At 47.8% G+C, this 21,901-nt stretch carries 12 protein-coding genes and 2 tRNA genes; 4 read left to right on the top strand and 10 right to left on the bottom strand.

The window, feature by feature from the left end; genetic code table 11:
• Positions 1-371: 371 nt before the first annotated feature.
• A complete protein-coding gene (locus H9Q77_RS06325; protein WP_249326894.1) occupies positions 372-1,370 on the top strand; it encodes an AraC family transcriptional regulator in 999 nt (332 codons plus the stop codon).
• A gap of 30 nt (positions 1,371-1,400) precedes the next feature.
• Here H9Q77_RS06325 and H9Q77_RS06320 read toward each other — a convergent pair whose 3' ends face one another.
• The 4 genes from H9Q77_RS06320 to H9Q77_RS06305 all read right to left on the bottom strand — a co-directional run bounded on the left by H9Q77_RS06320 (position 1,401) and on the right by H9Q77_RS06305 (position 11,112).
• Positions 1,401-2,735, bottom strand: a complete 1,335-nt coding sequence (locus H9Q77_RS06320) for an MATE family efflux transporter (protein ID WP_249326892.1) — start codon at positions 2,733-2,735, stop codon at positions 1,401-1,403.
• Positions 2,736-2,796: 61 nt separating this feature from the next.
• Positions 2,797-4,827 (bottom strand): beta-galactosidase, encoded by a 2,031-nt coding sequence (locus H9Q77_RS06315; protein ID WP_249326891.1) that lies wholly within the window; start codon positions 4,825-4,827, stop codon positions 2,797-2,799.
• A 55-nt stretch (positions 4,828-4,882) separates the two neighbouring features.
• On the bottom strand, positions 4,883-8,212 hold the full coding sequence (locus H9Q77_RS06310) for a DUF5107 domain-containing protein (protein WP_249326890.1): 3,330 nt from the start codon (positions 8,210-8,212) through the stop codon (positions 4,883-4,885).
• Between the two features lie 50 nt (positions 8,213-8,262).
• Positions 8,263-11,112: a glycoside hydrolase family 2 TIM barrel-domain containing protein gene (locus H9Q77_RS06305; protein ID WP_249326889.1), complete on the bottom strand. Its 2,850-nt coding sequence runs from the start codon at positions 11,110-11,112 to the stop codon at positions 8,263-8,265.
• A 209-nt stretch (positions 11,113-11,321) separates the two neighbouring features.
• Between H9Q77_RS06305 and H9Q77_RS06300 the strand changes: the two genes are divergently transcribed.
• Positions 11,322-12,140 carry an AraC family transcriptional regulator gene (locus H9Q77_RS06300; RefSeq protein WP_249326888.1) on the top strand — a complete coding sequence of 273 codons (819 nt, stop codon included), beginning with the start codon at positions 11,322-11,324 and terminating at the stop codon, positions 12,138-12,140.
• A 93-nt stretch (positions 12,141-12,233) separates the two neighbouring features.
• On the opposite strand, the gene ppdK is transcribed toward H9Q77_RS06300, so the two are convergent.
• From ppdK to H9Q77_RS06285, 3 genes are all read right to left on the bottom strand, one after another.
• Complete coding sequence (gene ppdK / locus H9Q77_RS06295; protein ID WP_118550855.1) at positions 12,234-14,858, bottom strand: pyruvate, phosphate dikinase; 2,625 nt, start codon at positions 14,856-14,858, stop codon at positions 12,234-12,236.
• A gap of 324 nt (positions 14,859-15,182) precedes the next feature.
• Positions 15,183-17,162 (bottom strand): oleate hydratase, encoded by a 1,980-nt coding sequence (locus H9Q77_RS06290; RefSeq protein WP_249326886.1) that lies wholly within the window; start codon positions 17,160-17,162, stop codon positions 15,183-15,185.
• Between the two features lie 162 nt (positions 17,163-17,324).
• Positions 17,325-17,894, bottom strand: coding sequence for a TetR/AcrR family transcriptional regulator (locus H9Q77_RS06285; RefSeq protein ID WP_249326885.1), 570 nt, complete (start codon positions 17,892-17,894; stop codon positions 17,325-17,327).
• A gap of 199 nt (positions 17,895-18,093) precedes the next feature.
• On the opposite strand from H9Q77_RS06285, the gene H9Q77_RS06280 reads away from it, so the two are divergent.
• Together H9Q77_RS06280 and H9Q77_RS06275 are read left to right on the top strand one after the other, a co-directional pair.
• A tRNA-Pro gene (locus H9Q77_RS06280) sits at positions 18,094-18,168 on the top strand.
• Between the two features lie 153 nt (positions 18,169-18,321).
• A tRNA-Pro gene (locus H9Q77_RS06275) sits at positions 18,322-18,396 on the top strand.
• Positions 18,397-18,511: 115 nt separating this feature from the next.
• Here H9Q77_RS06275 and H9Q77_RS06270 read toward each other — a convergent pair.
• The 3 genes from H9Q77_RS06270 to H9Q77_RS06260 form a co-directional block, all read right to left on the bottom strand.
• Positions 18,512-19,048, bottom strand: coding sequence for a BUD32 family EKC/KEOPS complex subunit (locus H9Q77_RS06270; protein WP_148445242.1), 537 nt, complete (start codon positions 19,046-19,048; stop codon positions 18,512-18,514).
• Between the two features lie 88 nt (positions 19,049-19,136).
• Positions 19,137-20,180 carry a threonine aldolase family protein gene (locus H9Q77_RS06265; protein ID WP_249326882.1) on the bottom strand — a complete coding sequence of 348 codons (1,044 nt, stop codon included), beginning with the start codon at positions 20,178-20,180 and terminating at the stop codon, positions 19,137-19,139.
• Between the two features lie 151 nt (positions 20,181-20,331).
• Positions 20,332-21,786: an aminoacyl-histidine dipeptidase gene (locus H9Q77_RS06260; protein ID WP_249326880.1), complete on the bottom strand. Its 1,455-nt coding sequence runs from the start codon at positions 21,784-21,786 to the stop codon at positions 20,332-20,334.
• Between the last annotated feature and the right edge of the window lie 115 nt (positions 21,787-21,901).

The following is a 21,901-nucleotide window of genomic DNA, read 5'->3' as shown; positions in this document are numbered from 1 at the left end:
ACCTTGTAAGCATATTATCATACATGTTGTCACATTTTTCTAATCAAACGTTATAGAAAACTATGCAAAAACGACTATTATTAAACATGTTCGTTTTTCGTATTTTGCCTTATTGCGTTTGTTATTTGATTTTATAACATATATTTTTCAAGAAAAGCCCACATTTTTCAATATTTTTAACCATTTTTAATCTCATTTCCGAGAACGATTCCAAAAGCGCACTTATTATTTATACAATATAATGGTTGATTTTGTCCAGTTTAATTGTTATATATAATGTATAGGCATTATTTCCATGGCTGTGAACCGTTTTTTCACAGTGTCATACAGGATGCACAATGGATTTATATAAGATCCACAGGAGGTTGAAAATGGCAAAATCCAAGCGAGTGGTTACAGAATACAGAAGCTACTATCTTCCCATGCAATTCCCCGTACTGCTTCTGTCCGGTGATTATTGGAAGATCTCGGATATCCCCAGCGGAAGTCTTCACTTCCATAATTGTCTGGAGATCGGACTCTGTCATTCCGACAGCGGCACGTTAGAGATCAACGGCGACAAGCAGTCCTTCCATGCCGGTGATGTCACTATCCTGCCCCGCAACGTCCCGCACACCACTTACAGTACTCCCGGTACCAGGAGCCACTGGTCCTATCTGTTTCTGGATCCGAGGGAGCTGTTTCACAATCTTCTCCCCGCTTCCTGGAAAAATTACGACCTGTCCACAGATGGTTTCCCATGCTTCCGTTATATTTTCAGTCAGGATACTTTCCCTCATATCAACTATCTGGTGTCTCATATCATCCATGAACTGGAGGAACAGAATCCCTGTTACCAGATCAGTGCCAGAAGTCTGTTGTGTTCCCTCTATATTGAGTTGTACCGGATTGAAAGTCTCGGAGGTGCCAATCCCGACACTGCGAAGCCGGGCTCTCCCGAGATCCTAGCCCTACAGGACCGCAAAAAAGAGGGTGAGATCGCCGAAAACTCTCTGGTGATCTCACCCGCTCTGGAATATATTGAGAAAAATTATATGCAACAGTTTACCATCGAATATCTGGCAGAGCTGTGTCATTGGAGCCCCACTCATTTCCGCCGGGTCTTCCACGATATCATGGGCACCTCCCCGTTGGACTATGTGAACAATACCCGGATCCTGAAATCCTGTATCCTGTTACGAAGCACGGAGCATTCCATTCTCGACATCTCCGAAATGGTGGGCTTCCATTCTGTGTCCAGCTTTAACCGCTACTTCGCCAAGCTGATGCAGATGTCTCCCAGAGAGTACCGCAAGCAGATGCAGCAGAGCGAGAAAAAAGCGGAAAACCAGTCCATTCTGGAATTCGCCGGATGGATGCGTCCGGAATAACCGCACTCTGCATTCCGGTAGCTCCGGCCATTAAGCCAGGCGTTTGTGTTTCCATTTGCCGGAGTAATACCGGATCACGGGAATGATGCACCCGCAGCTCCAGGACAGAGGTGTGGCGATCCAGATTCCCGTCACGCCTAAGATTCCGGACAACAGATACGCGAACACGATTCTGCCAGTCAGTTCCGTTAAGCCTGCTACCATGCAGGTATTCACATCTCCGGCGCCACGTATCACATTCTGATAGCTCTGCATTACGCCGGCGATCACATAGGCCACGCCGATGATCGTAAGATACGTACAGCCGATGCCGATAGCTTCTCCCGATTCGTTTGCATCCAAAAACAGCGTCATTAACTGCACCCGGAAAATAAGTACCATGGAGGCAATAAAAATACTTGCTCCCACCATGACACCCAGCGTCTTATAGAGTGCTTCCCGGATCCTGTCATACTGATTCTTTGCAATATTCTGCCCGGTAAATACCGAAAGTGCCGTTCCGATAGAGACGATGACCTGAATCGCCACACTGTCCACACGATTTGCCGCCACGTAAGCTGCCATGGTGGACGAGCCAAAGGAATTCACCAGTCTCTGTACACTCATGCCGCCTAAAGCGATCATGCAGGACTGAAACGCCGCCGGGAATCCGGTCTTTACCACCAGTTGGACATAACCGGCTTCCGGCTTCCACTTCATCAGGGATAATCCGATCTCTTCTCTCGTTTTCCACACTTTTATAAAACAGATCACCGCTGAAGTGCACTGCGCCAGAATCGTAGCATAAGCTGCTCCCGCTACTCCCATTTTGCACACAATGATGAAAAATAAGTCAAAGGCAATATTCACTGCAGACGAAGCAATCACTGCCCGCAGCGGAGTCCTGGAATCTCCCACACTGTTTAGTATCGCCGCACATCCGTTATAGATCACACTGCCGAACACAAAAGTATAGATGATATGCAGATATTCTGCGGAATAGCCCATGACATTCTCCGGCACACTTAAGAGCCGGAGGAAAAATTCCGCGCCGAAGATTCCGATGAGTGACATGATGCCGGTCAGCATGCCCGCCACCCAGACAAGTGCCGTCACCGTCTTCGCCAGTCTCTCCTTATTACCACAGCCAAAGCACTGTGCCACCACCAGTCCGGCACCGTTGCACATGCCACTGACCAGCGCCAGCAGAAAATAAGTCAGCGTTCCCGTACTGCCTACCCCCGCCAGAGCACTCTCGCCCAAAAACCTTCCCACGATTACTGTGTCCGCCACATTATATACCTGTTGGAATATGTTGCCGATCAGCATCGGTACGGCAAACCCAATGATCAGTTTTAATGGTTTGCCCTGTGTCATATCTTTCATATACGTGTCCTCTTTTTTATCCTTCTGTTTCCCAAATGAGTCCCGCCAAACCGGGTTCCGGTCAACTCAACTGCAGCAGTCTCGCCCCTGCCAGACGCATCTCCCGCTTCGGAGGCAGATCGTAATAGACATCCATTTTGAACGGATCCAGTTCCAGGGTCAGATGTGTCGGGCAGTCGTAACGTTTCAGAGCCACACGCCATAGTTCACCATTGGAGAACCAGTCGTCAATCAGTTTTCCGTCCTGATACAAGCGTGCGCAGTCCCCGCCGAAATCCAATTCCAGCCAGACATCACCTGACAGTGCATCCGCCGGGTGATACTCATATTCCAAGGTTAATTCATAGACGTTCGGTTCTGTTTGACCATATACATTCCAGATGCTTTCCACTGCCTGTCCGCCATCCGTGATCCGCACCTTACCGGCTTCCGTAAAGTGCAGATCCTGCAGCAGACTCACCTTGCCCTTTTCATCTGCCCCTTCCTGCATATAACAAAAATGCTCCGCATCGTGTATGGTAAGGATCCTTACCGCTTCCGCATGATCTTTGCCATCACTCCACTCGAAATAAATATCCTCCGGCTCCTCATCCGTATAGAAATAATAAGTTCCGCCAAAGCATCCCAGATAAGAGGCATTGGTTTTCCGAAGCCTGAACTGCTCTCCCCGTATCACCACCGGCAGATTGTAAGGCAGCACCAGAATCGCATCCGTCCTTACATGGATCCGGTCGAAAATAATCTGCCTCTGTGTTCCTTCAACATCTGTCACCGTAAACTGTAATGGCTTTTCCGGTGTGATCTGTTTCTCCGTCATTTTCCGTTTTCTCTGGTGATTATTGATAAATAAGAACCCGCAGTCCGCCGTTTTATTATAGCGGAACGCTGCCCGCAATGTCTCCATATCTTCTGCACCCATGGGCTCGGGGATATTATCCGGCAGATACACTTTCGCCGGTGCCAGCAGTTCTTCTGTATTTTTGATAAAAATATGGTGTTTGCGCAGTCGATAATAACTTTCTGACGGCAGACCGTTTTCCCGCAGGCACGTCTGAAAATCATAGCTTTTCACAGGAAGATCATTGGCATAGCCGGTTGCCTTCGACTCCTGCAGGGTGGTATATTTTCCGTCAGGATTCACGCCGCCGTGGTACATATAATACCCGATCAGATTTGCCCCTGCTCCCAACATGCAGATCGTTTGTGCCTCGATATCGTCCGGGTAAGGGTAGGTGCGTCTGTGCGCCGTCACCTGCAGTCCCCCACCCAGTTCCGCCGTCAGGTAAGGGAATTTTGACGTATCAAAGGTAAAACCACTCTGTCCTTCGGCGAAATCCGATGCAATATTTGCATCGTCGTGAAAAGGCTGAAACAGGAAATTCTCGCTTGCCGCAAGTTCGTGGGTATGATTCGCCCACGGAGCATCCACATACCCGCCAAGCACCGGCAGGAAGTTTTCCGGCACATAAGCGCCTCCCCATCCGGTCGCTGAAAAATAGGGAGCGGTCAGTCCCTTTTTCTCCGCCATAGCTCTGAGTGTGCGCATATGCGCCATGCCCTCTTCCCTGTCGGAAGGGCCACCGGCATGCCCGTACTCATTCTCGATCTGAATGCCGATGACGGGACCATCGTCCTTATGCATATACCCATCCGCCTGCTCGGCAATCTTGGTAAAAAAGAGGTCCACATACTTGAGATACTGCGGATCATCCGTTCTAAGAGACAGTTTGCCCCGCTTTTCTTTCTCCACCAGCCAGTCTGGGAAACCGCCGTTCCTGCACTCTCCGTGTGCCCACGGGCCGATACGCAGCCATACTTTCATCCCGGTTTCCTGACAGCAACTCAAAAACGCCTTCAGATTCCTTCTACCGGAGAAATCCCACTCACCTTCCGCTTCCTCATGGTGGATCCAAAACACGTACGTAGCAACGATGTCTACACCGCCCTGTTGCATCTTCTTAAGTGCTGTTTTCCATTCCTCTTCCGGATAGCGGGAGAAATGGAATTCTCCCATGATGGGCAGGATCGGTCTGGCGTTGCAGGTTAAGTATTCGCTGTTATAGCTATATACTTCTTTTTCCATGTTTTTCATTTTGTAATCCTTTCCTCAAAAGCCTTCCTATTCAAGTCTTTCTTTTCAAGCTTTTTTACAGATCATGTACCCAGATTCCCTGATGAGCATTGTCCATGGCAAGTAGTTCTTCCGCACACTTTTCCGCTTCGTCTGACCGTCCCAGTCCTTTAAGTCCCAGGCTCATCATGAACAGACAATGCTTCCGGTTCCGCTCGTCCAGGTTCTCCTCAAAGATCAGCAGATCCGGCAGGGATACCGCAAAATAGTCTATTTTTACATTCTCCTCTATATGCTCTCTGCCATACTCCACCAGCTTTCTAAATCTGCGAACCGCCTGTTCTTCGTTTCCAAGCTTTCTGTACGCCAGTCCCTGATAATAGATCATCTCGGGGGGCTGATCATTGTAATACATCATGCCCACCGGCTCCGACTCTCCGTGACAGGCTTTCGTAAGACTTGCGAAAGCTTCCTCTGTCTCTCCCAGCTTTTCCTGCGCCAGTCCCAGTAGGTAGTACAGATTATTTTCCTGTGCAGACTCCAATTTCCCTTCTCCCAGATTTTGGGGATATTCATCCACTGCCTGCAGGAGAATTGTTTTGGCTTCTACATATTCTCCTTCTGCCGCAGCCGCTTTTGCCAGCTGATACAAGGCGGTCAGGTACTGGGCTGCCACTTTGCCTTCGCCGCCTTCCCACTGATGGAACTTCCTTGCTTTGATCAGATTGAGAGCCTTCTCAGATTCTCCCAGAGTGTTTAAAAGTGTCACGTACTCCAGATACAGATCATCCCTGCTTTCCACCAGGTCAAAATGTTTTTCCATATCACTCCATCGTTCTTTCACGGGAACATTCAGACGCTTTTTCAGCTGATCCAGTTCCAGATACACTCTGGCATCCGTCTCATCCAGCGCAAAAGCTTTCTCCATTTCCTCGTACGCTCTCTGCGGCTGCTTTTTCACATTGTAATATGCCAGTGCCAGATTCCTGTGTACCGTCGGGAAATCCGGGTACCTAAGCGCAGCTTCTTCATAATCCGCTATGGCCTCGCCGTACGCTCTCCTGTCATAGAGCAGGCAGCCCAGATAATAGTAAACCATATCCAGATAATAATCATCTGCCAGACTCTTTAATACGATATAATCTTCCGTTCTGTGAGGGAAACAGCCGTCCGCTACCGCATTTTCTCCCAGTGTCACATACGCTGTCATGTAATGATTTGTCTGTTTCGTATTTTCTTTCCTATGCAGGTTCTGGTATCCGTAAGCAATATAATAATATACCAGCGGATAAATATCCTCTTGCCGTGATACGTTCTGTTGTTCCACCCATTTTTTTGCAAGGGCGATTCCCTGTGCGTAGTCTCCTGCCTCATAGAGATCGATCATCAGCTCCAGCAGGGTGTTATGGTTGATCTTCTCCGGCCGTCTGTCATAGAGCGGATCGATCTTCAGGCTCTCCTTATGTAATTCTTCCGCTTCCAGCACTCTGCCCATTTTTCTTAAAATATTTTCCTTCAACGCCCGGGCTTTCATGCACTGGTACTGTCTGAGAATAGATTCGTTTACATGCTCCAGAGCCTCTGCATATCTTCCCGCTTTCGCATCCAGGCAGGCAAGTTCATAGAATCCGGGAGCTTGGAAACTGTCGCCCCAGATGGCTTTGTAAAAAGCATCGTAAGCTTCTTTTTCTTTCCCCTGATATTTCAGAGAAAGTCCCAGATTATAGTACGGCTCATAATCGTAAGGGTTCGGATTGGAACGAATAGCCTTCTCCACTGCCTTCCGAAAATACTTTTCCGCCCCGGCAAAATCACACTTTTTAAGCAGACATCTTCCATAGGCATTGTTCAGGCGGATATCGGTAGGATCCCTGCGCAGCCCCTCCAGATAATAATCCTCGGGATGATAAGTGGCATGCCGGTATTGTTCCACATGTAAACCGTAGAGGAACAGATCCTCCGTGGTTTCACACGCTTCGGGAAGCGGTGCTGCCTTCGCCGGTTCCGGCACTTCTGCTTCAATTTTTTTCGGAAAATGGTAAGAGACCAGTTCTCTCCCATCTGCGGCACAAACACATACCCGTAGGCCGCAGAGTACCTCTGTGCCATTCTGCTCTCCCTCTGTACATGCCGGTATCTGTTGCAATTTTTCACGGTCAATCTTCACTTCATAAGTTTTCTCCGGTGACAGATCTGAGGTTTCCTCATACAGTACCTTTTCCTGTCTGCCGTTTTCTCCCGGCAATGTCAGCAGTATCCGTGCTCCTTTTTGCACGGACGTGGTATAGGCCGATACCGTAAGCTGCCCCTTAGTCTCATCATACTCCGCATTCACCGCCGCATCGATCGTAGCATTTTTCACATAGCCGATATTTTTATAGGGCATAAAATACTGTTTGAAATTCTTGGTCTCCTGGGGCTGGATCCAGGTGAAGTCCGGCTGATTATCCGTAAAACAGCCTGTCATCAGTTCGATGTACGGACCGTCCTCGTCGGTCAGTGCAAGGTCCCATGCTTTGCCGAATTCTCCGCATCCCCAGGTCCACTGCTTTTTCCCGGGAGCAATATGATGATCTGCCACGTGCAGAAGTCCTGCCTGTTTTCCGTAATCATATTCCCCGATAAAATTATAATCCGAACGGTATGCCATATAGGAGGTGGGAACCGGAATATTTTTATACTGTGCGATATTCACATGATCGTATTTGTGCTTATAGTAGGTTCCCTCCGCATAGGGGAAACTGATAACATCCCGCTTGCCGTGGTCATATACCGCCGTCACATCCTCCGGAAATACGGAGATGGTGTCATCATTTACCGCTACTGCAGGGTTCGCCCACCACAGGAAGGTCTGGGGCATTTTCGTGCGGTTATACAGCTTTGCCGACAATTCGATATATGCCTTATCCGGATACAAAGTCACGCCCAACACGCCCTCTGTCCGGAACATGTTCTCGATCTCTCCCATCCAGACTGTCGCACTTCCGTCCTCATTTTCCGCATAGGTATATTCCACCGGATCAAAGGTACTGGGTCTGTGATGCTGCGGCCAGTTGAACTCAATACCTCCGGATATCCAAGGTCCCGCCAGTCCCACTAACGCCGGTTTGATGACATGATTGTAATAGATAAAATCATAGCCATTTGTCTTGTCATAAGCTCTCTGGATCCTGCCTCCCAGCTCCGGCAGCATCATTACTTTCAGATAATCGTTCTCCAGAAAAAGTGCTGTATACTCCTTATCCACTTTCTCATCGCTGATCTTCTCGATCACCGTGTGGGGATAGATCCTTCCCGAGCTTCCCTGATAGACACGTTTCTCCAAAAACATCGGATTCTTATCCGGATTTCCTGCTTCGTATGTGGGAATGATCACTTTTTCTTCCCAGACCTGAACCTTATTCATGGTTTCCTCCTTTTATCTCCGAACAGCTTCTTTGGGCCGCCCGTATATTTTTAACCTCGCACCAGTGTGCTTAACTCTTCTTCCGTTAATTCCTCCGCCGGTTCAAAATTCTCTCCCGACAGATATGTATAAATTGCCGCCTGCAGTGCCCTCGCCTCCGGATACTGCTGACTCTTATGCAATTCCATGGTGGATAGCAATACTTTTCCCTTCAGGCATCGAAACTCTATCAGTTGTGCCATGGGACGTAAAAAAGCATAGCTGTCCATCTCCGTAATGATCATCTTCATGGGATGCGGCAGAATCACCGCCCGCTTCGTTGCCATGATCCACCATTGCCAGTCCGTGTGAAAATCCGTGGGGAATTCCTTAAAAATCGGATGTTCCGTATCTATGAGCTGCCCCATACCGCCCTCCTGATCCGCGAAAGTTCCCACCGACCAGAAATCTGTCGTAAACTGTGTTTTTATGGAATACGGCAGGCTCTCTTCGTCCGCGTCCGGAGACAGATAGACTCTTCCGCCGTTTTGAAGCACTGCTCTCGTCTGCTCATCAAATACTCTCGTTTCGTATACATTTTTCGGACATTCCGGGCTTGTTTTTTTATAGACCCACACAGGATAGGTACTGGTGCAGTCACCCATGCTCACCGTCAGCATGAATGCCGCCGATACTCCCTTGACCTCCAGAGGAATGTCCAGTCTTCCCAGTGAAGTATAAGTCCCCGGAGGACAGTTTTTTTGCCTGTCTGCCCGGCCGTATAGAAACTTCCCGCTTCCGGTATTCACGGCACAGTCCCGATACCCCAACGTCCAGACAAGCTCACCGCTGATGCTCTCTTTTCCAAAATTTGCCACTTCTACTTCCGCTGTCAGATATTCTCCCTCTTCATAGGTATAGCGGGGCAATTTCACGAAAATACGGCTCTCTCTGAAAAACTCCCGGAACCGCTCCGGTCTGGCGAAGAGATACGGTTTCGATTCCATATGAGAGTTCATCATGCCCACCAGTGCCGTCCCCTGTCCCGGGAAGTCCTGCAATCCCAAAAGTGAAATCCCGGAAAGTTCTCTCGTCCGCATGGCTGCTTCAATTTCCTCCCGGTATGCCAGTCTGGACAGTTCGCCGGTGGCTTCCACATATTTTTTCCATACGGGTAAAAGTCCCCGTTCCTCAACCCGCTTCCGGATCAGTTTCAGATTCACCGGATCCGATATTCCATGAAAGCTTTCCAGCTCCTCAAAATCCGGCAACACTTCGAACTGCCCCACTTCAAAACTGAATACCGGCTTCTGATACTCTTTTCGTATCTCTGTCATTGCCTCATCATAGGTTTGATCTGCGGAGGGATAGTTTTCATTGAGATACCCCCGCATACCGGAAAAAGTTCCCCGGATCACCGCGTCCTTACAGCATTGGGAAGTATAGAAATCGTTCTCCGGGTCACAACCTTCTTCGCCATAGAACGCATTGGATCCGTCCGCATACAGCCTGGTAGGATCCAGTCTTTTCGCCGTTCTGACCAGTTCCCGCATCCGCTCTCTGCCCTCGCCCTGAGTCTGCAATTCATTGCCCAGTGTCAGCATTACAAAAGAGGGATGATTGGCATAAGTTTTCAAAATCGCTGTAAGTTCTGCCCGGTAATACCGGTAACTTTCCTCCGTTCCAAAGGCATTCTTCGGATCCCAATGAGACAGCTCCGGCTGCAACAGCATCCCCAGCTCATCCGCTGCCGCAAAAGCTGCTTCCGGCTCACAGTGGGAATGGAATCTTACACAGTTTATTCCATAACTGCGATATTTTAATAACATCTCTTTCCATTCCGGAATCGTCATGGGTGGATGTCCGGTCTCCGGATATTCTGCGCAATTTGCCTCACCCCGCAGAAAAATTGTCCTGCCATTCAGCGCCAGCCTGCCACTGCCGTTATCGCCAAAGGAGCGGATGCCGAAACGGATCTGGCACTCGTCGACGATATCGTCCCCATACTCTGCCGCCATACCACTGTCTAGGATTGCCGCCATCTCATAGAGATTGCCTTCGGCTTCGTCCCACAGCTTCACATTCTCCCGCAGGGGCAGATTTCGGAACCAGATTTCCACTGTTTTCTGATTCTCTTGTGCCTCGGCTCCGGTTTCCATTAAGTTCTCCCCGGCGCAACCGAAAATCTCCGTCAGTTTCTGAGTATTTTCTAAGTTTCCTGCTGCCAGAGTCTCTGACTGTAATACCATTTTTGCATCTATTAATATTTCCTTTGCGCCCGGTGCCAGCTCCACACAGACATCTATCACATAGCTATCTGCTTTATTTTTCTCTTCCTTTTTTACCGCTCTCGGATATACTCGGAGACTGTCTATAAAATTCTGCGGTCGGGTATACATGCTGCATTCGCCAAGTATCCCATTCCAGTTCGTCTGTGTCTCATCTGTTGCCGCGGAAGAATAGCAGATAGCAGTTTTTGGCATTCCCGGGTAGCTGTTATCCGAAAGAAACGTAAATTCATGTTCTCCCGGTGTCACTCCGGTCAGTTCAAAAATGTAAGGTGTACTCAGCGTTCCCTGCCGAAAGATGCAGCTTTCTGCTCCATCCACAAACAATCGCAGCGCACGCGCCCGTTCCACTCGTACGAACAGCCGCTCCATGCCATATTCCGGTATTTTTATTCTGCGGCTGATCCGTGCTTTTCCTTCATAGGTATGCCGCCTGGTAAATCTTGTAGCGATCGGTGCATCTTTATCTATCTCTTCCTCTGCATTCCCCAACGCCGCATCCGGATGCCACTGATTCGCTCCCACATCTCGATGTCCGATCCCGTTCTCATCCAATGTTCCCGGCAGATCCATCTGTCCCGTGGTTCCGTCCTCCAGTTCCACGTGCCAGCTTCCATCCAACAATATTTTCATATATGACTCCATCCCACAAGCGTTTTTCGGTACAGAAAAATTCCATAGTAAATCCACAGTAATTTTTCTGATATTTTTCTTCTTCATTACGGAATCATTATATAGCTTACTTTTAGTGTTTTAAATTCACTATCGTGAACTATTTTTTATATCTATTGCATTATCCTGAACTTTTTTTGATATAATATGTGTGAAGGAGTGAATCAGAAATGACAGATAGAAGAACTTTTTTATACGAAGATTTTGAAATATCCTATGAAGATACAAAAAAAGGGTGGTCCATGCCCTATTCGCATCACCACACCAACTATGAAATCTATATTCTGCTCTCCGGAGAGCGTCTGGTTACCATCGGCGATATCACCTACCGGGTAGAAGCCGGCATGGCAAGCCTGTTTGAGAGCAATATCTCTCACCGAAGTGTCGGTGACACGGATTATACCGGGATCTGCATTCATTTTTCAAAAGCCTACCTGGAAAAATACTTTTTACCCGTCGTAGTATCTTCCTATCTGACCTGTTTCAAGGCACCGATCATTTTCATACCTGAGGATTACAGACAAAAGCTCCTCGACTGGAACGCAGCTTCCTGCTGCAAATCTTCCACTGCCTACCTGTTATTGGCACAGATTCTTACAGATCTCAACGATTTTCGTCATCAGTATCCGTTAGATAATGATATTCCCGTCAGTGAGAATAAAGCCTCCGGTTTTCAGCGGATCATTAATTATATTACCTCCAACTACACCACGATTCAGACCGTCCGGGATATCGCCGAATCCTGTGGAGTCTCCGAGAGTTATGTCCACAGGGCTGTCCGGCAGACGGAATCTCTCACCGTAAAAGAATATATTAATAAGCTTCGCCTCCGTCACGCCATACACCAGATGGAACAGGGCGGCAATCCCCTCTCTGTCATCAGCAAGACCTGCGGTTTCCAGAGCGTGTCCTATTTTTACCGGGTTTTCAAAAAATACTACGGTATGACACCCACACAATATTTTTCCAAAAAAGAACCCCATTACTGATATTTCTATCAGTAATGAGGTTCTCGTCATATTCTCATATACCCCAATTTATTACCTGCGTAATACCCTCTCAGATCGTCTTTCCGACTTTCCTTACTTATCAGCAATAGCAGCCTGTGCAGCAGCCAGTCTTGCGATAGGTACACGGAAAGGTGAGCAGGATACATAATCCAGACCGATCTTGTGGCAGAACTCTACGGAAGAAGGATCTCCGCCGTGCTCACCACAGATACCAACGTGCAGCTTAGGATTTACAGGCTTACCAAGCTTGATAGCCATCTCCATCAGCTTGCCAACACCGGCCTGATCCAGCTTAGCGAACGGATCATTCTCGAAGATCTTGGTGTCATAGTAAGCGTTCAGGAACTTACCTGCATCATCACGGGAGAAGCCGAAGGTCATCTGGGTCAGGTCGTTGGTACCGAAGCAGAAGAAATCAGCTTCCTTAGCGATCTCATCAGCAGTCAGAGCTGCTCTGGGGATCTCGATCATGGTACCTACTTCGTACTTCATATCTACACCAGCAGCTGCGATCTCAGCATCAGCGGTCTCTACAACTACCTTCTTAACGAACTTAAGCTCTTTCACTTCACATACCAGAGGAATCATGATCTCGGGCTCTACATTCCAGTCGGGATGTGCCTTCTTAACCTCGATTGCCGCACGGATAACAGCCTTGGTCTGCATCTTGGCAATTTCAGGATAAGTAACAGCCAGACGGCATCCTCTGTGACCCATCATAGGGTTGAACTCATGCAGGGAAGCGATGATGGTCTTGATGGTCTCTACACTCTTGCCCTGTGCCTTAGCCAGCTTCTCAATGTCAGCTTCCTCGGTAGGAACGAACTCATGCAGAGGCGGATCCAGGAAACGGATGGTAACAGGGTTGCCTTCCAGAGCCTCATACAGCTGCTTGAAGTCGTTCTGCTGATAAGGCAGGATCTTCTCCAGTGCTGCTTCTCTCTCCTCTACAGTATCGGAACAGATCATCTCACGGAATGCTGCGATTCTGTCCTCTTCGAAGAACATATGCTCAGTACGGCACAGACCGATTCCTTCAGCGCCCAGCTCACGAGCCTTCTTAGCGTCTGCGGGAGTATCTGCGTTGGTACGAACTTTTAACTTACGATATTTGTCAGCCCAAGCCATTACACGGCCGAACTCACCTGCGATGGTAGCGTCAACAGTCTTGATCTCGCCATCATAGATGTTACCGGTAGTACCATCGATAGACAGCCAGTCACCTTCATGGAAGGTCTTGCCAGCCAGAGTGAACTGCTTGTTCTCCTCATCCATAGCGATGTCGCCACAACCGGATACACAGCAGGTACCCATACCACGAGCAACTACTGCTGCGTGAGAGGTCATACCACCACGAACGGTCAGGATACCCTGGGAAGCCTTCATACCGGTGATATCTTCGGGAGAGGTCTCCAGACGTACCAGAACAACTCTCTCTCCTCTTGCATGCCATTCTTCTGCATCTTCTGCGGTGAATACGATCTTACCACATGCAGCTCCGGGAGAAGCGCCAAGACCCTTGCCGATAGGAGTTGCAGCCTTCAGAGCAGCGGTGTCGAACTGAGGATGTAACAGAGTATCCAGGTTACGAGGATCGATCATTGCAACTGCCTCTTCCTCGGTTCTCATGCCCTCATCTACCAGATCACAAGCGATCTTCAGAGCTGCCTGAGCGGTTCTCTTACCGTTTCTGGTCTGTAACATGTACAGCTTACCATGCTCAACGGTGAACTCCATATCCTGCATATCTCTGTAGTGATCTTCCAGAGTCTTACATACTTCCTGGAACTGAGCAAATGCCTCAGGGAATTTGTCAGCCATCTCAGCGATCTTCATAGGTGTACGAACACCTGCTACTACGTCCTCGCCCTGTGCGTTGGTCAGGAACTCACCGAACAGTCCCTTAGCGCCGGTAGCCGGATCTCTGGTAAATGCAACACCGGTACCACAGTCATCACCCATGTTACCGAATGCCATAGACTGAACGTTAACAGCAGTACCCCAGGAATAAGGGATATCGTTGTCACGACGATAAACGTTTGCACGAGGGTTGTCCCAAGAACGGAATACAGCCTTGATAGCGCCCATCAGCTGTTCCTTAGGATCATCAGGGAAGTCTACACCGATCTTAGCCTTGTACTCAGCCTTGAACTGACCAGCCAGTTCCTTCAGATCGTCAGCGGTAAGCTCAACGTCCTGCTTAACACCCTTCTTCTCTTTCATTGCATCGATCAGCTGCTCGAAGTACTTCTTACCTACTTCCATAACAACGTCGGAATACATCTGGATAAATCTTCTATAGCAGTCCCAAGCCCAACGGGGGTTGCCGGACTTCTCAGCGATTACGTTAACAACGGTCTCATTCAGACCAAGGTTCAGAATGGTATCCATCATACCGGGCATGGATGCTCTCGCGCCGGAACGAACGGATACTAACAGAGGATTCTCGTGGTCGCCGAACTTTTTGCCGGTGATCTCTTCCATCTTAGTAATGTACTCGTTGATCTGACCCTGAATCTCTTCATTGATCTCGCGTCCATCTTCATAATACTGTGTACATGCCTCTGTTGTAATGGTGAAGCCCTGAGGAACCGGCAGACCAATGTTGGTCATCTCAGCCAGGTTCGCACCCTTACCACCAAGCAGTTCGCGCATGTTTGCATTACCTTCGGTAAACAAATATACCCATTTCTTCATACTTCTTTGTCTCCCTTTTTATAATATTTTTGACAAAACTTTGTAACCCAAACCACTACCGGAGCATTTCGGCTTCGGTTTTTAGTACTTTGATATTGTAACAATCTGCCAAAGGAATATCAAGACGAAATTGATAATTTTTTGACAGAGTACCGATTTTCGTGCACAATGTTGAAAATAGGCATAACGTTTTTGTTTGTTTTGTCTAGTACTTTAGTATTATGTAAACGCTTACATTTGTTCAACTTTCTTTGTATGATTTTTAAAAAACTCCCACCGGATTTTTCCGGTGGGAGTCTTCGCACTTTTATTCCATATACAATTCTAATCCAGCATGCCGTCTTTGATCACATTGTGGTCACGCAGCAGTTTTTCCACTACAGTGCCTTTCACTACGCGGAGCAGCGGCTTCTTCAGTGCATTTAAAGGTCCGGGCAGTTCGATCTCCAGAGGGGACATGCCATCCATCAGCTTCACGCTGCTATCCAGAAGCTCTCTGACGTCATAGACACTGCCCCATACCTCAGGCACACCTCTGTCTACACCTAACAGTCCGTAGACAGCCTCCATAGCGGTTCTCACGGAATACTCTGTGGTGAATACGGTGTCTCTCGGGGTCTCTGCGAACTGACCTAAGAAAGCGAAGTTCACGCAGCCGTCGGGAATGACATCGGGACGGTCACCCTTGGTTCTGGGCATGAAGAATGCGGTGATATAAGGCATCATGGTAGGTACGCAGACTGCGCTGTGCTCTGCCAGATCCTCGATATCTTCTACGGGCACACCTAAGTGATACAGCCACTCTTCAGTGATCTCCTTACCGGTACAATCCTTCATGGGCTTCTTAATATAATCGCCGGGTACGTCGGTGAACAGGCCGTATACCCATACACATACCTGATTCTTGTCCTGTTCCTTGAACTGTCCCTGACGATTGATGGTCCAGCTCATGAGCCACTTAGAATCCTGACAGCTTACGATACCGCCGGTTACGACCTTACCGCTTCTGGGATCACGCTTACAGATATTGGTGATATAAGGAATGATCTTGTCATCCAGTGTAGTCACGGTAGCGGATTCCCAGTTAGTCTTGGAAACATCAGAACAGAACTTCTCGGGATGTCCGAAGGAAGGATCCTGTTTTGCGATATTTTTCCACAGGCTCCATACACCGCTGGTACGAACCTCTGCGTCACCGTTGGGTGCATGGTTCTGGTCGCCGTAGATGGTGCCCTCGGTACAGCTTCCGTTGGTAACGAATACCAGGTCGTTCTCGGTGAGGACAATGCCCTTCTCTACGCCTTTTACCTTGCACTCAATAGCCTTTGCCACCTTTTTGCCGTCATTGATATCAAAAATAACATTGGTCACTTCGGTGTTGAACTGGAAGTCCACGCCTGCTGCCTCCAGATACTTCTTCATGGGAAGGATCAGAGACTCGTACTGGTTGTACTTGGTGAACTTCAGTGCACTGAAGTCAGGCAGTCCGGAAATATGATGGATAAATCTCTGGAAGTAAAGCTTCATTTCCAGTGCGCTGTGCCAGTTCTCGAAAGCGAACATGGTTCTCCAATATAACCAGAAGGTGGAGTTAAATACTTCATCATCGAAAACATCTTCAATGGTCTTGTCATACAGATCCTCGTCCTTTGTCATGAACAGCTTCATGATCTCCATGCAGCCCTTCTGGCTTAGATTGAATTTGCCATCGGTATGGGCATCCTGTCCGCAATCCTTTGTTGCACGACACAGGGAGTAGTTGGGATCTTCCTTATTCAGCCAGTAATACTCATCCAGCACGCTGGCTCCGGGTACTTCCAGAGAGGGAATGCTGCGGAATAGATCCCACAGACATTCGAAATGGTTCTCCATCTCACGTCCGCCACGCATGACGTAGCCTCTGGTAGGATCATAGATACCATCACAGGCACCGCCTGCGATATCCATTGCCTCTAAGATATGGATGTGGGAACCGGGCATCTGTCCGTCACGTACCAGGAAGCATGCTGCTGCTAAAGATGCCAGTCCGCTACCTACGATGTAAGCGTTCTTCTCGTCCACTCCTACGGGCTTCTTAGGTCTTGCGAAGGCCTCGTAGTTACCATTGGAATAATAGATGCCTTTGCTGTTCTTGTCGTATCTTCCAAGCTCGGTGTTGCGGTAGTCTTTCTTGGCTGCCTTGACGGCTGCCTTTCTCTCCTCCTTTTTCACCTCTGCCTTATGTCCTTTGGTTACTGCTGCCACTGCGCCTGCACCTACGGCCAGTGCTGCCAGGCCCAGTCCAATATTATTCTTTTTTGCCATAATGATTACCACCTTTCTTTGATGACTCTCAAATGTTTTTCTGTTTACAAGTAGTATCCTACTTCTTTTTTATAAGAAAACCAATTTACAAAAGAGGGTAAATGATAAAGTTTTTATCATCCTGCCCTTTTTGTAAAGTACTTATACTATTTCAGTACTATTTCAAAATTTCTTTTCCGTGTGCTCAAAATTTTCGATGGATCGGCTGATGTTTCCATAAAGAGTGATTGCCAGTTCTTCAACGATCTTATGATAATCATCCTTCATTCCCCGGTCGATCCAGTCTAACATCACACCCACAAAACCATATTTGTAAAATCCGGCAATGAATTCCTTGTGTTCCTCCGCTACCTGCATGCCGGTGCATTTTTCCTCCACCACGTCCGCAATGAGCTGGTAGGTCAACTTGTTTAAGTAGCTTTCAATCTTCTGTCGATCCACGCAGCGGTAGACATTCATAATGAAAGGTTTGTTCTCCTGCACTGCCTCGAAAATCTGACAGAAGCCTTCCTGCCAGTTCTCGTAGGTCTTCTTCCCCTGCAGTGCCTTCGTGCCGTCTTCCACACAAACCCACTCTACCAGATCATAAATATCTTTGAAATGATAATAGAAAGCCATGCGGCTGATACCGCAGTCCTCTGCAAGTTCGTTAATGGTGATCTTATCCAGAGACTTCGTGAGAAGTTCTTTTTTCAAAGCTGCTTCCAGTGCCAGTTTCGTTGTATTGGTCATAGCCTGTCCTCCACTGTTTTTATGTATTAGCTTCACAGGATATTATTCGCTAAGGTTGTCGTTCGTCAATCATGTAAACATGTTGACTTCCTTATACTCATTATATTGTACGACAATAGACTCAAAATGGGCAAATTAACTTTTTATAAAAAAACTCTTGCTTTTTGTAAAATTCCATGGTATCATCTTACTTGCGTTTCGGGGTGTGGCTCAGCTTGGTTAGAGCGCCGTCTTAGGGAGGCGGAGGTCGCGAGTTCGAATCCCGCCACTCCGATTCATATATAGGCGTCAAAATCTTTTTTATGAGGTTTTGACGTCTTTTGTTTTTGTATTTTATTTGCTGCTTCGGAAAATTGTAGAAAAAATTTGAAAAATTTAAAAAATGGCTTGCTTTTTATAAAATTCTATGCTATGATAATCTTCGTTCCGGGGTGTGGCTCAGCTTGGTTAGAGCGCCGTCTTAGGGAGGCGGAGGTCGCGAGTTCGAATCCCGCCACTCCGATTCATTAAAAAGTCCTTGATTTTCAAGGACTTTTTTTGTGTTACGTTTCATGTTGCAATCCGGTATTCACTTTTTGTAACGCTTCCGGCATAGCTCCTTTACATGGAAAGACATGTCATGAATGTTCTTTCACATACTGCAAAAATTCCGGTGTCTTTGACCAGTATTTCACACCCCAGTTTTCAAAATTCCATTCTTCCATGTAATCATTGCACTCGAAATCCACATAATATATTTCTTCGTTATGTACAACAAAATTCGTTGGAAAATAATCAATATTTGTATTGGCAGCATATAACAGTGCACACATTCTATGCAATTGCTCGATATAGTCAGTTTTCATCTTGTCTTCTAAAACCAACTGATAGATCGTGTCACCGTCAATAAACTCCTTCAAAATGCGTTCATTTTCCACATCTGTTTCAATCATGACTGGCATTTTTATTCCGATTTCTTTCAATTTCCTGTAATCCCTGATTTCTGCCTCAAGCTTGTTTCCGAACTGATAATAATCACAAGGTTCATGATGTATCTGCTTCAAAACATACCTGTTATTTCCAGACTCTGCCAAATAAGAATATCCACCTTTCCCCTTTCCCAGCAATTTAATTATTGTATAGCTTTTCCCATTTACGGTCATTTCTTTATTCATGTGTTTTCACCTCTGTTCTACACCGCATTGATTTCTGAATTTTAAAATTCCGCAAGCCTTTCCCTGCCTGCGGAATTTTTTAGACATATTACAGTTGTTCCACGCACCGGATCAGTGCATCCACATTTTCTTCCCTCGTGGCCCAGCCGGTACAGAATCGCACGCAACTGTGTGTGGCATCGATCCGTTGGTCATAGCTGTACTCGAACTGTTCTGAAATCTTTGCCAGGTGTGCATCCGGCACAATGACGAAGATCTGGTTAGTCCGGTTGGGTGCCAGATAAGTGTAACCCTTTGCCGTAAATGCTTCCCGCAGCTTCTCCGCCATGGCAATGGCATGGGCGGAGATCTCCTGATAGAGACCATCTGTGAAAAGCGCATCAAACTGCAGACCCAACAGCCTTCCCTTGGCAAGCATGCCGCCGTTCTGCTTGATGAGATATCGGAAATCCTGTGCAAGCTCCGGGTTTTTGATCACTACTGCTTCTCCAAACAATGCGCCGACCTTGGTTCCACCAATATAAAACACATCACAAAGCGCCGCGATATCCGGCAATGTCAGATCATTGTCCGGCGCTGCCAGTCCGTAGCCCAGTCTGGCGCCATCTAAGAACAGATACAGTCCGTATTTGTGGCAGGTCTCGGACAGAGCGGTCAGTTCTGCTTTGCTATAAATGGTTCCAACCTCCGTGGGATTCGAAATATATATCATTTTCGGCTGTACCATGTGTTCAAAGCTGTCGTTGTGAATATGGGCTTCGTAAGCCTCTGCTACCTGCGCTGCCGTGATCTTACCGTCAGGACTGGGCAGTCCCAGTACCTTATGTCCGCAAGCTTCCACCGCACCGGTCTCATGGACATTGATATGTCCTGTGACAGCGCAAAGCACGCCCTGGTGTTTGCGAAGTGCTGCATTGATCACTGTGACATTGGTCTGGGTTCCGCCTACCAGGAAATGGACTGCCAGACTGTCATCCCCACAGGCCTTACGGATCTTCTCTCGCGCCTCTTCGCAGTATTTATCCTCGCTGTAGCCCGGTGTCTGCTCCATATTGGTCTGCACCAGACGCTCCAGCACCTTCGGATGCGCTCCCTCATTATAGTCACACTGGAATAAAATCTTATCGCTCATTTTTTTATTGACACCGCCGTGACAGTGTATTTCCTCCAACGTTATTTATATTTTAACCTTTTCCATTTGCTAACTCTTTACATTTTTCGATTGTTTCTATCTTATTTGATTCCTTATTTGATTCTCTGGACTTTCTGTTACTCAAATTCAGTCAGTCCTTCGTCTCCAGAACCCTTACCAGATACTCCCACACTCTCTTCGTGGAAGAAATGCTTAAGGTCTCCTCTGTCGTATGAATGTCCTTCATATCCGGTCCCATGGATACGCAATCCAAATCCGAAATCTTGCTGCCTAACAGTCCGCATTCCAGGCCTGCATGGATAGCCTCCACCTTGGGCTCAGTGCCGTACATTTCCGCATACAGCTTCACCATTTTTTCCCGCAGTGGAGAATGGACGCGGTACTTCCAACCGGGATAATCTCCGGTCACCACGTAATCGCCGCCTGTCAGTTCCACCAGTGCAGAAAGCTTTGCGATCAGGTTATCCTTCTCACTTTCCACGCTACTTCTGACAGAATACTCTGCCCGCAAAACTTCCTCATCTGCTTTCAGTATACCCAGATTCAGAGAAGTCTGTACCAGCCCCGGCATATCTGCGCTCATCGCCTGTACACCGTTGGGCGTTGCCTGTAAAAAGGCTGCCACACGTTTTGTATCTTCCGGAGTGGCACAGGTTATTGTCTCGGCAGTGTCTATTAACTTTTTCGCGGTTACCTTTACGTCCGGATCCTTGGTAGCAAGCTCGTCCCTCAGTTCTGCTGCCAAAGCTGCTACCTGCTGCTCTAAGCTTGCCGCATCTTTTTCCTCTACTACGACTACTGCTTTCGTCTGTCTGGGAATTGCGTTGTCTGCCAGTCCTCCGTCCGCAAATACCAGTCCTACGGGCATTTTCTCAGACAGCTTCCACAGAAGTCTTCCCAGGATACAGTTGGAATTGCCTCTCTCCTTATGGATCTCCCCGCCGGAGTGACCGCCCAGGAGACCGGAAACCTCCAGTTCATAGCGCAGGCCGGTAAGCTCCTGCCTTTTCATCGGGAAACGGCAGTTCACTCTCGCACCACCGGCACAGCTGGTCAGGAAAATGCCCTCGTCCTCGGAATCCAGATTGATCATGCGATGTCCCTGCAGCATGGACAGGTCGATCTCTCTGGCACCGTCCATCCCGACTTCCTCATCCACCGTGATGATCACTTCCAGACGGGGATGCCTGATCTCTTCGGAATCCAACAGAGCCAGTGCGTATGCTACAGCGATGCCGTCATCTCCTCCGAGGCTGGTACCCTCTGCGTAGATATTGTCTCCGTCAATGCCGATCTTCAATCCTTCCGTCTTCATATCCATGGTGCATTCCGGTGTCTGCACCGCTACCATATCCATATGTCCCTGCAGGATCACCACCGGCTCGTCCTCATATCCGGGTGTCGCCTCCTTGACCATAATGACATTTTTCATGGCATCCTGTATATAGAAAAGATTGTGTGCTTTTGCAAAATCTACCAGAAAATCACTGATCTGATCCACATTTCCGGATCCGTGAGGGATCTTCGTGATCTCTTCAAAATAGTAAAACACTTCCTTCGGTTCTAAATTCGATAAAACAGCCATTTTTATTTCCTCATTTCTGTTCTTTGTTTGGATCCATTTTGCCTGCAGATCGTCCTATGCAATCTCAAAGCTCGTAACGATCCGCACAATCCCAGTATAAGTAGTTGCTATTTTT

This window comes from Simiaoa sunii, assembly GCF_014337175.1.
Taxonomy (GTDB): Bacteria; Bacillota; Clostridia; order Lachnospirales; family Lachnospiraceae; genus Acetatifactor; species Acetatifactor intestinalis.
This window is presented reverse-complemented; position numbering and strand designations above follow the sequence as displayed.

What these genes read in the sequence shown, in the direction of transcription:
- H9Q77_RS06270 (WP_148445242.1), bottom strand. Translation starts at nt 19,048, where the DNA reads ATGAATAAAGAAATGACCGTAAATGGGAAAAGCTATACAATAATTAAA.
- H9Q77_RS06260 (WP_249326880.1), bottom strand. Translation starts at nt 21,786, where the DNA reads ATGGCTGTTTTATCGAATTTAGAACCGAAGGAAGTGTTTTACTATTTT.
- H9Q77_RS06290 (WP_249326886.1), bottom strand. Translation starts at nt 17,162, where the DNA reads ATGGCAAAAAAGAATAATATTGGACTGGGCCTGGCAGCACTGGCCGTA.
- H9Q77_RS06305 (WP_249326889.1), bottom strand. Translation starts at nt 11,112, where the DNA reads ATGAAAATATTGTTGGATGGAAGCTGGCACGTGGAACTGGAGGACGGA.
- H9Q77_RS06285 (WP_249326885.1), bottom strand. Translation starts at nt 17,894, where the DNA reads ATGACCAATACAACGAAACTGGCACTGGAAGCAGCTTTGAAAAAAGAA.
- H9Q77_RS06315 (WP_249326891.1), bottom strand. Translation starts at nt 4,827, where the DNA reads ATGAAAAACATGGAAAAAGAAGTATATAGCTATAACAGCGAATACTTA.
- H9Q77_RS06320 (WP_249326892.1), bottom strand. Translation starts at nt 2,735, where the DNA reads ATGAAAGATATGACACAGGGCAAACCATTAAAACTGATCATTGGGTTT.
- H9Q77_RS06265 (WP_249326882.1), bottom strand. Translation starts at nt 20,180, where the DNA reads ATGAGCGATAAGATTTTATTCCAGTGTGACTATAATGAGGGAGCGCAT.
- H9Q77_RS06310 (WP_249326890.1), bottom strand. Translation starts at nt 8,212, where the DNA reads ATGAATAAGGTTCAGGTCTGGGAAGAAAAAGTGATCATTCCCACATAC.
- ppdK (WP_118550855.1), bottom strand. Translation starts at nt 14,858, where the DNA reads ATGAAGAAATGGGTATATTTGTTTACCGAAGGTAATGCAAACATGCGC.
- H9Q77_RS06325 (WP_249326894.1), top strand. Translation starts at nt 372, where the DNA reads ATGGCAAAATCCAAGCGAGTGGTTACAGAATACAGAAGCTACTATCTT.
- H9Q77_RS06300 (WP_249326888.1), top strand. Translation starts at nt 11,322, where the DNA reads ATGACAGATAGAAGAACTTTTTTATACGAAGATTTTGAAATATCCTAT.